Raw genomic sequence first — 13,308 nt, forward strand, 5'->3', positions numbered from 1 at the left:
GTCTCATCAAGCGGTCGCGGCGGACACGGATGGAGAAACATACGGCCTCCGATGCCGGGCGCGCGCTTTCAGCGTATCCAGCAGAACATAGCCGCTCGGCCAGCGTCCGAAACCGCTTGCGACATTGATATGGCCCGCAAGGCCGATATTCTTGATGTCTGAGTTCCAGAGACGCCCGAACATCGTAAGGCGGTCTAGCGTCATGTAGATATCGTTGAGGCTGCCGATCGTCATGCTGGGAAATGGCAGAGTTTCGGTAGGCATGGTGCCGAAAGAGACCTGCCCCGCATGCAGCGTTTCCGTCGTGGGCAGATCACAGGGCGCAACAAGCAGCGCGCCCTTCACCCGTCGCGCAGCCGGCCGGCTCGCCAGTCGGGCAGCCAGCAGGCAGCCGAGACTATGGGCAACGATGTAGGCATCGCCTGCTTCCTCCAGCGCCGCTTCGAGTTTCTCCATCCAATCACGAAGGTTCGGACGATCCCAGTCATCCTGCTCCACCACATGGCCGTCCGGTTGATCCTGCAGCCAATAGCGCTGCCAATGCCCTTCGCCCGATCCTGACAGGCCCGGCAATATCAGCACCCTGCTCATTCAGAATGCCCCCGCCACAAGCGCGAACAGAAAGATGAAGGAGGAGACGACGGTGCAAACTTCGACACCGTGAACGAGACGGGATCGAATGTCACTCGGGACGCGTCTTGCAACCGGTCGCCGGAGATCGAAAGCCAGAGCCATCGCGCGCTCCCCTCAATACCAGGCGATCGGCGTAGAGCACCAGAAGTAGAGCTCGTAGTCACGCGCCGACGGCTCCCGACCGTCGTCGGCGGCAGCCGTTCTGTCGATCAGATGAAGAGGCTCATCCTTCCAGTGAATCCACAGCTGGCCAAAGGCCGTCTTCAAGCGGGTGATGACATCGAATTTCATGCTATCCTCCATCTCGTTGATCCAATTTGCTCAGGTAAAAGATGTTGCCGTCGGACGATCGTTCATTCGGCTGCGGCAAGCAGCGCGGTCGCGCCGGGAAAGAAGGCCGAGAGCTCGCCGACCACCTCGTCGATGCGTTTGGAAAGCGGTTCGGACGAAATCTTGTAATCGGTGAAATCACGATCCGAGGCGTAGACGGCTGTCGGCAGCGTGTGCGCCATGAAGAAGCCGAAGAGCGGCCGCAGTTGATGTTCCACCATCAGCGCATGGCGATCGCCGCCGCCCGTTGCCGTGATGATGATCGGCTTGGCGCGTAGCTCATGCGGATCGATGAGATCGATAAGGTGCTTGAAGAGGCCGGGATAGGATCCCTTGTAAGTGGGCGAGCCGATGACGAGCACATCCGAGGCGACGATATCCTCGATCACCCGCTTCGCCTGATCGTCCAGATCCTTGCGCCATTGGGCGGCACCGAGCGACGGGCCGACATCGCTCAGATCATAGATGCTGCTCGCAAAACCATACTGGTTGGTCGCCAGTTCGGCCACGTTCTGCACGAGTGCATATGTCTTCGACGGGCGATTGAAACTACCAGCGATGCCGACGAGTTTGCGGGCAACCATTCTCATTCCTTTCCGAGCTTCGAACGAGCTTTCCATTGAACGAATATTGTCTATGAAAATGATAGATTAAAAGGAACGACCGTCTCTCCTTGCCCGGAAAACGGGAAATCTGTTCCGTCCATGGTGGCTCTGTTTCAGTCGCCAGCGCGCGCGACCCGCGCAGGCAGGCAATATTTCCACCTTGAAATGCAAAAAATTTTGCCGAGGGGCTGGGCGACAACGTACACGGCCCTATCTCGCAAAATGAGGCGCGAAAATGTTGGCTTTGTGGAGGAGACAACCTAACGCAACGGAAGAGATTGCCGATGACCGCTAGTGTTCTCAATGCCCTGGGCCAGCCGCTTTATTACAGCGGAACGTCGACAGGTTTCTTCTCCGCCACGGGTTCCGGCCCAACGCTCTACGGCACCGATGGAAATGATTCCATGTGGGGCGACGCCTCCGTCAACGTGACGATGCATGGCGGTACCGGCGACGATATCTACTATCTCTATTCCAGCATCAATCATGCCTACGAAGCGCCCAATGGCGGCATCGATACCATCAGCACCTGGATGGACTATACTCTCCCGGACAATTTCGAGAATCTGACGGTGACCGGCAACAACCGTCATGCCTATGGCAACAGCGCCGACAATATCATTACCGGCGGCTCAGGCAGCCAGACCATCGATGGTGGCGCCGGCAACGATGTGCTGACCGGCGGCGGCGGGGCTGATACCTTCATCATCTCCAAGGGTAATGGCAGCGACCTGATCACCGATTTCAGTGACGACGACAAGGTGCGCCTGAACCAGTACGGGCTGACCTCCTTCGATCAGGTCGCCAGCCATACCACCCAGGAAGGCGCCAATCTGCGGCTGGATCTGGGAAATGGCGAGAGCCTGGTTTTCGCCAACAAGACCGTCGCTGATCTTCACGAAGATCAGTTTCAACTCGGCCTCGACCGTTCCTCGCTGACGCAAACCTTTTCGGACGACTTCAACTCGCTTTCCCTCAGCGACGGGACGCAGGGCACCTGGGAAGCGAAGTTTCATTGGGCGCCGGACAAGGGCAGTAGCCTGAACGATGAGTTGCAATGGTATGTCAACCCGTCCTACGCGCCGACCTCGTCGGTCAATCCGTTTTCAGTTTCCGACGGCGTTTTGACGATCAGCGCCAAAGCGACGCCCGATGCGCTGAAATCGGTCGTGGAGGATCATGATTATACGTCCGGTATCCTGACCAGCTACTCTTCGTTCTCCCAGACCTACGGATATTTCGAAATGCGGGCAGAGATGCCGCATGATCAGGGCGCGTGGCCGGCTTTCTGGCTGCTGCCGGAAGACGGGTCTTGGCCGCCGGAACTCGATGTGGTGGAAATGCGCGGGCAGGATCCGAACACGGTCCATGTGACGGCGCATTCGAACGCGACGGGCGAGCACACGATGGAATCCATCCCCGTGTCAGTTCCCAGCACAGACGGCTTCCACACCTACGGCGTGCTCTGGGATCAGGACCAGATCGTCTGGTATTTCGACGACGTCGCCGTAGCGCATGCCGACACGCCGAGCGACATGAACAGCCCCATGTTTATGCTGGTCAATCTCGCCGTCGGCGGCATTGCCGGTACGCCGGGAGACACCCTGAAGAACGAGGGGTCGGAAATGAAGATCGACTATATCAAGGCCTATTCGCTGGATGATCACACGGCGCAGACGGCTTCGGCGGTCCAGTCCACCCATACGGCTGACTGGCATATATGATGAGATCCAGGACGCATTAGGCACCCGGCGCGGCCGTTTACAATCGCGGCCGCGCAGTTTCGAAAGCGCGCTTTAATTCCCTTTGAACGCCCGCTTGATCTGATCGGTCATCGGCTTCGTCAAATAGGCAAGAACGCTTCTCGAGCCGGTCTGCATGAAGGCTTCCACCGGCATGCCGGGAAGCGGCGTCAGATCACCCAGCCGGTCCCATTCCTCCTTCGACGCTTTGGCACGAACGACATAGTAGCTCTGGCCCGAATGCTGATCGGTCGTCAGATCCGCCGAGATGGTGTCGACGCGACCATTCAGCTCGGGCGTGATGCGCTGATTGAAAGCGGAAAAGCGCAAGGCGACGACCTGCCCGACGGTAATATGAGCAATATCCTGTGGCGCGAGCTTCAGTTCGGCGACAAGCGCGTCCTTGTCCGGCACGATCTGCATGATCGTTTCCGCCGGCCCGATCACCGCACCCGCCGCATGGACGTTCAATTGATCGACGATCCCGGCTTGCGGCGCCCTGATGTCTATCCGCTTCAGATCGTCCTCAACGGCGATCAATCGTTCCGAAAACTGCCCCGTATCGCTCTCGGCCTGCCGCAGCTGATCGGAAACCTCCGAACTGCGATCGTTATCGATCTGAATGATCTGGAGTTCGGTCTCGGTTATCTTGCCATTGGTCTGCGCGATCGACGAAACGAGATTGCCGAGTTCCCCCGTCAACCGGGCGCTGTCCCTCTGCAACGAATAGACCTTCGTCGCCGAAATGATGCCTTGAGCCAGCAATTGCTGGAGGCTGCCGAGCTCCTTGCCGACAAGTTGGATCTCGATCCGCTTGCCGTTCTCCTGCGCGACAAGGCCTTCGACTTCCTGCTTCAACTGCTGAATTCTCTCGCGCAACTGGGACTTCTGGCCTTGTCTCGATGCCAACCGATCATTGAAGAGGCGTTGCTCGCCGGCCAATATGTTATTCACGTCACCATCGCCGCCGTTGGACAACAAATCTGCCGGGAACGCTATCGCGTCCTTGCCATCGCGCTCCGCCACCAGCCGCGCCGTACGCGCGGCAAGTTCATTCAGGCGCTTCCTGAAAATCGCGAGACTGGCTCTGGTTTGCGTATCATCCAGGCGAATCAAGACCTGACCGGCGTCAACGCGGTCGCCGTTCTTCACGCTGATTGCGCTGACAATGCCTCCCTTGAGGTGTTGAACGGGCTTTACGTGGCTGTCGACGACCAGCGTGCCGGAGGAGATGACCGCCCCCGAAATCTTTGTCGCCGCCGCAAGGCCGCCCATGATGCCGAACAGGAGAAGGATCGTCGCCAGCACGAACATGGAAAGGCGACGGATGGCTCGCTCGGTGGAAGACAGGCTCGTGCTCTTCATCCGCTCACATCCTCGCCGGCGATCATCAGTCGGACTGGCCCGGTCCCAGAAGGTTTCGGGGATGTGCCAAGTACCTCATCCTTCGGTCCAAAAGCCTGCATTTGGCCGTTGGCAATGATCATGACCTTATCAGCGGCCGCAAGCGCGCTCGGCCTATGCGCGACGACGACGGCAATGCCGCCCCGCGCCCGCACGCCGAGCAGGGCTTTGGTCAGGGAGGCCTCCCCTTCGGCATCCAGATTGGAATTCGGCTCGTCGAGAACCACCAGGAATGGGTCGCCATAAAGTGCGCGCGCCAAGGCAATACGCTGCCTTTGACCGGCGGACAGCCGCGAGCCGCCCTCGCCGATAACGGTATCAAATCCATCCGGCAGCTTGACGATCATGTCGTATACGCCGGCCGCCTTTGCGGCCGCGATGATCGGCTCGGGCTGCATGTCCTCGGCGAAGCGGGAAATGTTTTCGGCAATCGAGCCGTCGAACAGGCCGACATCCTGCGGAAGATATCCGACATGCCGCCCAAGTTCGCTCGGCTCCCATTGCGACAGCGCCGCCTGATCGATCCTGATCGCGCCGATGGTGACCGGCCAAAGTCCGGTGATCGCCCTGGCGAGCGACGATTTCCCCGAAGCGCTTGGACCCACGACGCCGAGCACCGTTCCCGCCGATATCTTGAACGAGATATTGCGCAGGATGAATTCGCGGCTTCCCGGCGAGGTCAGGCCGATATTCTCGACGCTGAGATCTTTCTGTGGCGTCGGCAGGGCAACCGCCCACTGTTCGTTCGGGATCAGGTTTAGAAGCTTATTCAGACGCGCCCAGCTTTGCCGGGCGGCCACAAAGCCCTTCCATTGTCCGATAGCAAGCTCGACCGGAGCAAGCGCGCGGGTGACCATGATCGAACTTGCGATGATGATCCCGCCCGTTGCCTGCTGGTCGATGACGAGGATGGCGCCGACGGCCAGAACACCGGACTGAAGCATCATCCGCGATATCTTCGCAATTGTGGTCAGCGTGCCGGCAATGTTGCTCGCAGCTAGCTGATTTGCGAGATAGCCCTCGTTCATCGCCGCCCATTTTTCGGTGAGACGACCGCTGAAGCCCATAGCGGCCACGGCTTCCCAGTTTCGTCGCGCGGCCTGCGCGAAGCTGAGACGGGCAGCCGACGATTTGGCGGCTTCGAGTGCTGGCCGATGCGACAGCACCTCGGCAAGCACAGTCAGAATAACAAGCAGAATGGCACCGCAAAGCGCGGTGACGCCGATCCAGAAATGGAACAGGAAGCACAGGGCCAGGTAAAACGGCATCCAGGGCAGATCAAACAGCGCCGCGCAGCCTGCTCCGGACAGGAACGAGCGGACCTGCTCCAGATCGCGAACGGACTGGAGCCCATCGTCGGACGTTTGCATTTTGGTCGGCAGAAGAACGAGCGAGCCGAAAACCTTCCGGTTCATCCGTTCATCAAGGGATGCGCCGACACGCGCAAGCAGCATCGAGCGTAGCAGCTCCAGCGCTCCCTGAAATATGAAGAGGGTCGCGGCGATAATCGCGAGGCCCGCCAGCGTCGGAAGACTACGGCCGGGAATGACCCGATCGTAGACCTGCAGCATGAAGAACGAGCCGGTAAGCGCCAGCACATTGATCGCCGCACTGGCGACCGCGATGCTGAAGAATGCCTTTCGAAGCGACGAAAGCATCAGGAAGACAAATGTTTGCGGTGGTTCTTTCGCAACAGCAAGCACGTTGCTTCTATCCTTAAGTTAGCCGTTGGACGGCAACAAAGGATCCGCATCATTGTCCCATCGTCCCCTGTCAAGCCGGGAGACCGGAATGACGCAAAAAGCCAACGACATTCCGATTGTAACGATGGAAACTGCCTGCGGCCCCTTGCCTGATCCGCAGCCTGAGAGCGGCTGCGCTATCTACAAGTATCGAATATTATTTGCATTTTATGAAGTCGAAATTTATGCCGAATCCAATTTCGGTGAACCCTACCTTAGGATTTCGGGCCATGTTCCATCATGGCACATTGTCCGGTTGCGACACACGATCGATCAAACATGTCATGGTGGAAATCATGATGGTCGGCTTGCTAGCACCCGATTTCAAGGCAACGTCGCCCCTCCGCTCCGTCATGCAAAAATCCCCCGGCAGATGGCCGGAGGATCAAATAGGCTTTCTTTGAGAAAACGCCGAAGCCTTGCTACTCGCCTGCCCGTAACCTGACCTCAGGCCGCCCGCACGGTTGCACTCAATGGGATCTCAACGTCGATTTCCAGCGTCGAGACATGCTCGTTGCAATCCATCGTCACCCGTACCTTGTCCCTGTCGAGCTGCACATGCTTTTCGATCACGGCAAGAATTTCCTCGCGCAGCAGAAACACCAGATCCGATCCCACTGAAGAGCGTTCGTGGGCCAGAAGCAGTTGCAAACGTTCTCGCGCTGCCGGCGCAGTCCTTTGCTTTCCAAAAAGACGAAAAATGTTCATGCCGCCCTCCGTCCGAAGATCTTGCCGAAAATGTTCCGCTTTTCGCCGGGAATCGTGATCGGTACAATCTCGCCGGCAAGCCGACGAGCAGCATCGAAATAAGCCATGGCAGGCGCGCTGCGGCTATCGGCAAGCGTGACGGGGGCGCCGATATTGGAGGCACGCAGAACGTCCATGCTTTCCGGAATGATGCCGAGAAGTGGGATGGACAGGATTTCGAGAACGTCGTCGACCTTGAGCATATCGCCGCGCTCGGCGCGATTGGCATCGTAGCGGGTGAGCAGCAGATGTTTTTCCATGCGCTCGCCGCGCTCGGCCTTGAGTGTCTTCGAGTCGAGCAGCCCGATGATGCGATCCGAATCGCGCACCGAGGAGACTTCCGGATTAGTGACGACCACCGCAGTATCGGCGTGACGCATTGCAAGCGTAGCGCCGCGCTCGATCCCAGCCGGGCTGTCGCAGATGATCCAGTCGAAATGCTGCCTCAGCTCGTTTATCACGCGCTCCACACCCTCGGGCGTCAGATTGTCCTTGTCGCGGGTCTGCGATGCGGGCAGCAGAAACAGAGTTTCCAGCCGCTTGTCGCGGATCAGCGCCTGCGGAAGCTTGGCATCGCCCTGAATGACATTGACGAGATCGTAGACGACCCTGCGTTCCGCGCCCATGACCAGATCGAGATTGCGCAGCCCGACGTCGAAATCGACGACGACCACTTTCTCATTTCTTTGCGCCAGGGCCGCTCCGAGCGCGGCAGTCGAGGTCGTCTTGCCAACCCCGCCCTTGCCTGACGTCACTACGATGACTTTCCCCATCTTGCTCTCCTGTTTCCTGACCGGTTTCCGGCTCAGATAAGTTTCTCTGCTTTGATCGCATCGTCTTCCAGCCAGAGCTGGACGGCCTGCCCGCGAAGGTTTGCGGGCATGTCTTCCGCCATCTTGTAGATGCCGTCGATGGCAACCAGCTCGGCCTCGAGCTTGCGGCAGAAGATATGCGCTGATGCCTTGCCCAACGATCCCGCCATGGCCCGGCCGCGCAAGGTTCCATAGATATGGATCGAACCGCCGGCGACGATCTCCGCTCCCGAAGCAACGGATCCGACGATAGTGACGTCACCTTCCGGGAAGATGATCGACTGACCAGAGCGCACGGGCTCCCTGATCGTGAGGGACTGAACCGACTGAACTGCCGGACGAGCCTCGGCTGACACCGGCCTCGCCTGAACTTCGACGGCCGGCTCCTTCTCGGGAACCTCGAAGTCGGAACCTGCCCGGCCACCCTTGAGAGCGGCAGGCATGCCTGGACCCAGGATCGACGGACGCGCACCCTCGATTCCCATGATACTGACGTTGCGCTGGCCAAGCTCCGCGATGAGCTCCTTTAGCTGCGAACGGTCGATCGGCAGATCCGTCACGTCGAGAACGACCGGTCTTCCAAGGAAAAATCCGGCCGAGCGCGCAGCAAGATCATCCAGTCTTATCAGCCAGTTATCGAACGGAAGGTCCGGAGAAAGCATGACCGCCAGAAAGGAGCGGCCCTTGATGCGAATGGAGCGAGGGTCTGTTATCACTTTGGTCATCTATGTAAATAAATCGTTGATATTGTGTACCAATGCCATGGTTAACAAATAGTTAATTTCGCACCATAAACCGTAAAGCGCAGCAGCCTCAAAACCCTAAAATGGCGCCTCGCCTACAGTCCATATTTTGGGCGATATGGCGACCTCCGCCATTGCATTTGCCATCGTGGAAAGGCACCAAGGCGGAACCGGTTCGGCTTCAGAGGGTTCCTTGGCCGTGACCATCAATGGCCTGAAAGGTATGAGTAGAATGGAAAATCAAGCCACCAACGCATTCATTGCCACGCAGACGGCGCTCAGTCAGGCAAGCGCCCTGATCGTTCACTACGGCTTTTCGACTTTGGGAGCGATTGTGCTGCTTGCCGGTGGCTGGATTCTTGCCAGGGTCATCAGTCGATGGGCTTACAAAGGCATCTCGAAAATTCACGGAATCGACGAAACACTGGCCCGATTCTTCGAGAAGGCGCTCCACTACGGGCTGCTGATTCTCGTCTTCGTCACGGTCCTTGGACAGTTCGGCGTCCAGACCACCTCGATCGTTGCGACATTGGGCGCCGCCGGCCTAGCCATCGGGCTCGCCCTTCAAGGGACGCTACAAAACATCGCGGCCGGAATCATGCTGCTCGCACTGCGTCCCTTTCGCGTCGGCGAGTACATAGAAGCCTCCGCCGTTAGCGGCAAAATCGTCGAAGTCGGGTTGTTCGCTACCCAACTGCGTACCGCCGATGGCCTCTATCTGCTGGCACCTAATTCGACGCTGTGGAATACGCCGATCATCAATCATAGCCGCGAACCCAATCGCCGGCAGGAATTGTCGGTCGCCATCAGTGACGATGCCAACCTAAGGCTCGCCTCGAAAACCATTCTTGACGTCATCACCGATGATCGCCGCGTGAGGAGCAGCCCTGCTGCCCGTGTCTATTCCGACGAACTGACGGCCGAAAAGACGACATTGAAGATAGAGTACTGGGTCAAGACCAGCGACTGGACAGAGACCCGCCACGATCTGATCGAGCGGATGAGAACCGCGCTTGCGGATAAGGAAATTACCGTCGCATAGGCTCGCGAGTCGCCACCTGTCATTGCAGGCAAATTCCGCTTAGATGCACGGCAACGGTTGAGTCGGAAGCAAGCGCCGGAACGGAAGAAGAAGGTATCCAGAAATGTCGCCAAGCAAATCAGTCTATCATTTCAATTCCGCCATTGTTCGCGAACCATCACGCTCGGTCGTTGACGGTCTGCGCGCCGAGGAGCGCGGCAGCCCGACCTATGAGGCCGTGAAGGCTGAGCATGATGCCTATATCGCGGTGTTGCGCACTGCTGGCGTTGAGGTGACCGTCCTGCCGGCGCTCGAATCCTTCCCCGACTCCATCTTCGTTGAAGACCCAGCACTCGTCTTTACCGAAGGCGCGATCCTGCTGCGTCCCGGCGCGGCTAGCCGCTCCGGTGAAGCAGCTGAGCTCGCCCCCACCTTGCGCGACATGTTTGGAACCGTGCTTGATCTGCCAGTGGGGTTTGCTGACGGCGGCGATATTCTGCCAACGCCGAAGGGCGTCATGATCGGCCTTTCGGCACGAACAGACAGAGCCGGCGCCGAAGCACTCATCGGCTGCCTCGACAAGCTTGGCCACAAGGCGGAATTGGTTGCCACGCCGGAAGGCGTGCTTCATTTCAAGACCGCCTGCTCGCTGCTCGACGACGAAACCATGCTTTCGACCGCCCGCCTCGCCCGCTCCGGCGTCTTCAAGGATTACAAGCAGATCATCATCCCGGAGGGCGAAGAGCCGGCGGCCAACGCGCTGCGGATCAACGACATCCTCATGGTCCCTTCCGCATATCCGCGCAGCCTCGAGTTTCTCGACAAGCACGGTTACAAGGTCATACCGGTGGCGACGACGCAGATCGAAATGATCGACGCAGGCCTTTCCTGCATGTCGCTCCGCTGGTATCGCGACGGCAACTAACGCCGGACGGAGCCCGCCAGGGTTAGGGACGGTCGCCGAAGGCCTGGGAGATCCGTTCGACCGGGCTTCGTGCGGCAATGAGCGTTGCGAGCAGGATGCGAGCTTGGCCGGGCCGAAGTGTGCGCGAGTGAATTGCGCCGGCAACGGCAAGATCATGCCCGCCTCCGCCGCCGCCATAACTCGACACCAGAAGACCTTCCGGCACCCGGCTCGAGACGACGACCGGAACGTCACTGTCCGTGCAGCGCCTTACGGCCTCGATGATGTCTGGATTGGCATTGCCGGAACCGAGTGCGGCAAGCACAATTCCATTGGCGCCCGCATTGAGACTAGCCTGGATATGGGTGGCGTCGCAGCCGGGATAGACCGCGACTATATCGACGCGGATGCCTGCGACCGACTTGGACAGATGCGGGCTTCCAACATGTCCGATCGGTCGCGCCGAGCGAAATGCGTCGGGCTCATCCGCGCTGCGCTTGTAAACACCCCATGCGGGTAGAAGCCTGCCGCCGAAGGATACGAGAGCGCCTTGACCGGCGTTGTCTTGCTCCGTGGCGGCTTTGATCGCCAATGCGAGATTAGCCGGCCCGTCTGCCTGCGGATGATCGGCGGTGAATTGCGCGCCGGTGAAAACGACAGGCTTGGTGATTGCGTGCTGCAGGTGCACAAGCAGCGCGGTCTCCTCCATCGCATCGGTACCATGGAGGATGACGACGCCGGCAATGGCCGGGTCATCAAGCTGCTGTCTTACGGCTTCGCTGATCTTCTGCATATCGACCAGCGTTAGACTGGCCGAGTCTTTCGACATCAGATCAATGGGTTGCAGCCGGGCGTTGACCTCCGGAACAAGCGCTAGAAGATCCTCGCCCGTCAAGCTGGGGGTGCTGGCGCCATCGGCGCCACGCTTGCTCGCGATGGTGCCACCGGTGGCGATGACTGCCACCAGTGGATTGATTTGTTGCCCGTTCAACGCGGCGCTTCCGCGCTGACTGTGCGTTCGCCGGCCAAGCGATGGATACGCTCGCGCAGCAGATACCATCCGGCAATCAGCGCCGGAATGATGACTATAAGCGAAGCGATGGTCCAGGTGCCGACCGGATAGTCGAAGGCCATGAGCACGAGCACGCCGAAGAGGAAGACGAGCGTGAGAATGCCGGTATAGGGCGCACCGAACATGCGGAAGTCAGGCCGGACCAGCTCGCCGCGACGCGACAGGTGCCATAGCTTGAGTTGGCAAAGCACGATGACGCCCCATGCGCAGATGATTCCGAGAGCGGACAGGCTGAGCGCGATCTCGAAGGCTGCGGCGGGCACGACAGCATTCAGTGCCACGCCAAGAACGGTTACGGCCGCGGTCACCGCAATGCCGCCATAAGGCACGCCAGCCTTGTTCATCTTCGCGAGTGCGGCGGGAGCGGAGCCCGACACGGCCATCGAGTGAAGAATGCGGCCCGTCGAATAAAGACCTGCATTGAGCGAGGAAAGCACAGCGGTCAAAACCACGAGGTTCATGATGACGTCGGCACCCTCTACCCCGATGGAGCCGAAGAAGGTCACGAAGGGGCTCTCGCCGGCTTTATAGGCCGTGTAGGGCAGGAGAAGCGAGAGCAGCAGTACCGAGCCGACATAGAAAATCAGAAGACGTGCGACAACGGTACGGATGGCGCCCGGGATGACCTTACGAGGATCGGCGGTTTCGCCTGCCGTGGTGCCGATCAGTTCGACCGAGGCGTATGCAAACACAACCCCCTGAATGATGACGAAGGCAGGCAAGATACCGTTGGGGAAGAAGCCGCCATTGTCAGTGATGATGCTGAAACCGACGGTGTGGCCCTCCAAAGGGGTTCCGAACACGACGAAGTAGATACCGACGACCAGGAAGGTCACAAGGGCCACAACCTTGATCAGGCTGAACCAGAATTCAAGCTCGCCAAACACCTTAACCGACAGCATGTTCATCGCCAGGACGACCAGAAGTGCCGTCAGGGCGAATACCCACTGATCCACCCCCGCCAGCCACGGAACGTAATGCTTGAAGAAGTTCATGTAGAGCGCGACGGCGGTCACGTCGGCAACCGACGTCATCGCCCAGTTCAGCCAGTACATCCAACCTGCTGCAAATGCCATCTTCTCGCCGTAGAACTCACGGGCATAGGAGACGAAGGAACCAGAACTCGGGCGGTACATGATCAACTCGCCGAGGGCGCGCAGCACCAGGAACGCGAAGAAGCCGCAGAGCGCGTAGACGAAGACCAGCGCGGGGCCGGCTTGGGCAAGTCGCCCGCCTGCGCCCAGGAACAGTCCAGTGCCGATCGCGCCTCCGATGGCGATCATCTGGATCTGCCTCGGCTTGAGGGCCTTATGGTATCCGAGGTCTTCCTCGACAAATACCTCGCGTTCGGCCGATGTGGTTTTCATTGATTCCATTGATATCTCTCCTCCCAATGAACTCGTTCTTCTGCTGGCGACCTCTGGCCGCATCGGGAGCAAAAGCGCACCCGGTTTGTCCGTTCGCTGCCCGGCGACTACAAATGCAGATCACCGACCTCAAGGCAGCACTGTAAACTGTAAAGCTGCATGACAGATTTTATTCCCTCATAGTCG

14 protein-coding genes are annotated in these 13,308 nt (G+C 59.1%); 4 read left to right on the forward strand and 10 right to left on the reverse strand.

What is annotated here, in order from left to right:
• Nucleotides 1-6: 6 nt before the first annotated feature.
• The 3 genes from HB780_RS08015 to msuE all read right to left on the reverse strand — a co-directional run bounded on the left by HB780_RS08015 (nt 7) and on the right by msuE (nt 1,547).
• Entirely contained in the window at nt 7-591 is a 585-nt protein-coding gene (locus tag HB780_RS08015) for an RBBP9/YdeN family alpha/beta hydrolase (protein ID WP_183689489.1), read from the reverse strand.
• Nucleotides 592-747: 156 nt separating this feature from the next.
• Nucleotides 748-924, reverse strand: coding sequence for a hypothetical protein (locus HB780_RS08020; protein ID WP_286203011.1), 177 nt, complete (start codon nt 922-924; stop codon nt 748-750).
• A gap of 62 nt (nt 925-986) precedes the next feature.
• A complete protein-coding gene (msuE, locus tag HB780_RS08025; protein ID WP_183689491.1) occupies nt 987-1,547 on the reverse strand; it encodes an FMN reductase in 561 nt (186 codons plus the stop codon).
• Between the two features lie 305 nt (nt 1,548-1,852).
• On the opposite strand from msuE, the gene HB780_RS08030 reads away from it, so the two are divergent.
• Nucleotides 1,853-3,292, forward strand: coding sequence for an endo-1,3-1,4-beta-glycanase EglC (locus HB780_RS08030; protein WP_183689492.1), 1,440 nt, complete (start codon nt 1,853-1,855; stop codon nt 3,290-3,292).
• A 72-nt stretch (nt 3,293-3,364) separates the two neighbouring features.
• On the opposite strand, the gene HB780_RS08035 is transcribed toward HB780_RS08030, so the two are convergent.
• Both HB780_RS08035 and HB780_RS08040 read right to left on the reverse strand, forming a co-directional pair.
• Entirely contained in the window at nt 3,365-4,675 is a 1,311-nt protein-coding gene (locus HB780_RS08035) for an HlyD family type I secretion periplasmic adaptor subunit (RefSeq protein ID WP_183689493.1), read from the reverse strand.
• Nucleotides 4,672-6,417 carry a type I secretion system permease/ATPase gene (locus tag HB780_RS08040; RefSeq protein WP_183689494.1) on the reverse strand — a complete coding sequence of 582 codons (1,746 nt, stop codon included), beginning with the start codon at nt 6,415-6,417 and terminating at the stop codon, nt 4,672-4,674. The genes HB780_RS08035 and HB780_RS08040 overlap by 4 nt, the downstream gene beginning before the upstream one ends.
• An 88-nt stretch (nt 6,418-6,505) precedes the next feature.
• On the opposite strand from HB780_RS08040, the gene HB780_RS08045 reads away from it, so the two are divergent.
• On the forward strand, nt 6,506-6,901 hold the full coding sequence (locus HB780_RS08045; protein WP_183689495.1) for a hypothetical protein: 396 nt from the start codon (nt 6,506-6,508) through the stop codon (nt 6,899-6,901).
• A 2-nt stretch (nt 6,902-6,903) separates the two neighbouring features.
• Here the strand turns inward: HB780_RS08045 and minE are convergent, their stop codons facing one another.
• Genes minE through minC form a run of 3 tightly spaced genes read right to left on the reverse strand, consistent with a single transcriptional unit; the run spans nt 6,904 to nt 8,740 of the window.
• Nucleotides 6,904-7,164, reverse strand: a complete 261-nt coding sequence (gene minE / locus HB780_RS08050; RefSeq protein WP_183689496.1) for a cell division topological specificity factor MinE — start codon at nt 7,162-7,164, stop codon at nt 6,904-6,906.
• Nucleotides 7,161-7,976, reverse strand: coding sequence for a septum site-determining protein MinD (gene minD, locus HB780_RS08055; RefSeq protein ID WP_183689497.1), 816 nt, complete (start codon nt 7,974-7,976; stop codon nt 7,161-7,163). The genes minE and minD overlap by 4 nt, the downstream gene beginning before the upstream one ends.
• A 32-nt stretch (nt 7,977-8,008) precedes the next feature.
• Nucleotides 8,009-8,740 (reverse strand): septum site-determining protein MinC, encoded by a 732-nt coding sequence (gene minC / locus HB780_RS08060; RefSeq protein WP_183689498.1) that lies wholly within the window; start codon nt 8,738-8,740, stop codon nt 8,009-8,011.
• Nucleotides 8,741-8,990: 250 nt separating this feature from the next.
• Between minC and HB780_RS08065 the strand changes: the two genes are divergently transcribed.
• Nucleotides 8,991-9,800: a mechanosensitive ion channel family protein gene (locus HB780_RS08065; protein ID WP_183689649.1), complete on the forward strand. Its 810-nt coding sequence runs from the start codon at nt 8,991-8,993 to the stop codon at nt 9,798-9,800.
• 103 nt (nt 9,801-9,903) lie between these two features.
• Nucleotides 9,904-10,704: an arginine deiminase family protein gene (locus HB780_RS08070; RefSeq protein WP_183689499.1), complete on the forward strand. Its 801-nt coding sequence runs from the start codon at nt 9,904-9,906 to the stop codon at nt 10,702-10,704.
• A gap of 22 nt (nt 10,705-10,726) precedes the next feature.
• On the opposite strand, the gene HB780_RS08075 is transcribed toward HB780_RS08070, so the two are convergent.
• Nucleotides 10,727-11,674 carry an asparaginase gene (locus HB780_RS08075; protein ID WP_183689500.1) on the reverse strand — a complete coding sequence of 316 codons (948 nt, stop codon included), beginning with the start codon at nt 11,672-11,674 and terminating at the stop codon, nt 10,727-10,729.
• Complete coding sequence (locus tag HB780_RS08080) at nt 11,671-13,131, reverse strand: amino acid permease (protein WP_183689501.1); 1,461 nt, start codon at nt 13,129-13,131, stop codon at nt 11,671-11,673. Before HB780_RS08080 ends, HB780_RS08075 begins: the two co-directional genes overlap by 4 nt.
• Nucleotides 13,132-13,308 lie beyond the last annotated feature (177 nt).

Source organism: Rhizobium lusitanum (genome assembly GCF_014189535.1).
Taxonomy (GTDB): Bacteria; Pseudomonadota; Alphaproteobacteria; order Rhizobiales; family Rhizobiaceae; genus Rhizobium; species Rhizobium lusitanum_C.

What these genes read in the sequence shown, in the direction of transcription:
- msuE (WP_183689491.1), bottom strand. Translation starts at nt 1,547, where the DNA reads ATGGTTGCCCGCAAACTCGTCGGCATCGCTGGTAGTTTCAATCGCCCG.
- HB780_RS08020 (WP_286203011.1), bottom strand. Translation starts at nt 924, where the DNA reads ATGAAATTCGATGTCATCACCCGCTTGAAGACGGCCTTTGGCCAGCTG.
- HB780_RS08030 (WP_183689492.1), top strand. Translation starts at nt 1,853, where the DNA reads ATGACCGCTAGTGTTCTCAATGCCCTGGGCCAGCCGCTTTATTACAGC.
- HB780_RS08015 (WP_183689489.1), bottom strand. Translation starts at nt 591, where the DNA reads ATGAGCAGGGTGCTGATATTGCCGGGCCTGTCAGGATCGGGCGAAGGG.
- HB780_RS08035 (WP_183689493.1), bottom strand. Translation starts at nt 4,675, where the DNA reads ATGAAGAGCACGAGCCTGTCTTCCACCGAGCGAGCCATCCGTCGCCTT.
- HB780_RS08070 (WP_183689499.1), top strand. Translation starts at nt 9,904, where the DNA reads ATGTCGCCAAGCAAATCAGTCTATCATTTCAATTCCGCCATTGTTCGC.
- minC (WP_183689498.1), bottom strand. Translation starts at nt 8,740, where the DNA reads ATGACCAAAGTGATAACAGACCCTCGCTCCATTCGCATCAAGGGCCGC.
- HB780_RS08065 (WP_183689649.1), top strand. Translation starts at nt 8,991, where the DNA reads ATGGAAAATCAAGCCACCAACGCATTCATTGCCACGCAGACGGCGCTC.
- minE (WP_183689496.1), bottom strand. Translation starts at nt 7,164, where the DNA reads ATGAACATTTTTCGTCTTTTTGGAAAGCAAAGGACTGCGCCGGCAGCG.
- minD (WP_183689497.1), bottom strand. Translation starts at nt 7,976, where the DNA reads ATGGGGAAAGTCATCGTAGTGACGTCAGGCAAGGGCGGGGTTGGCAAG.
- HB780_RS08045 (WP_183689495.1), top strand. Translation starts at nt 6,506, where the DNA reads ATGACGCAAAAAGCCAACGACATTCCGATTGTAACGATGGAAACTGCC.
- HB780_RS08080 (WP_183689501.1), bottom strand. Translation starts at nt 13,131, where the DNA reads ATGGAATCAATGAAAACCACATCGGCCGAACGCGAGGTATTTGTCGAG.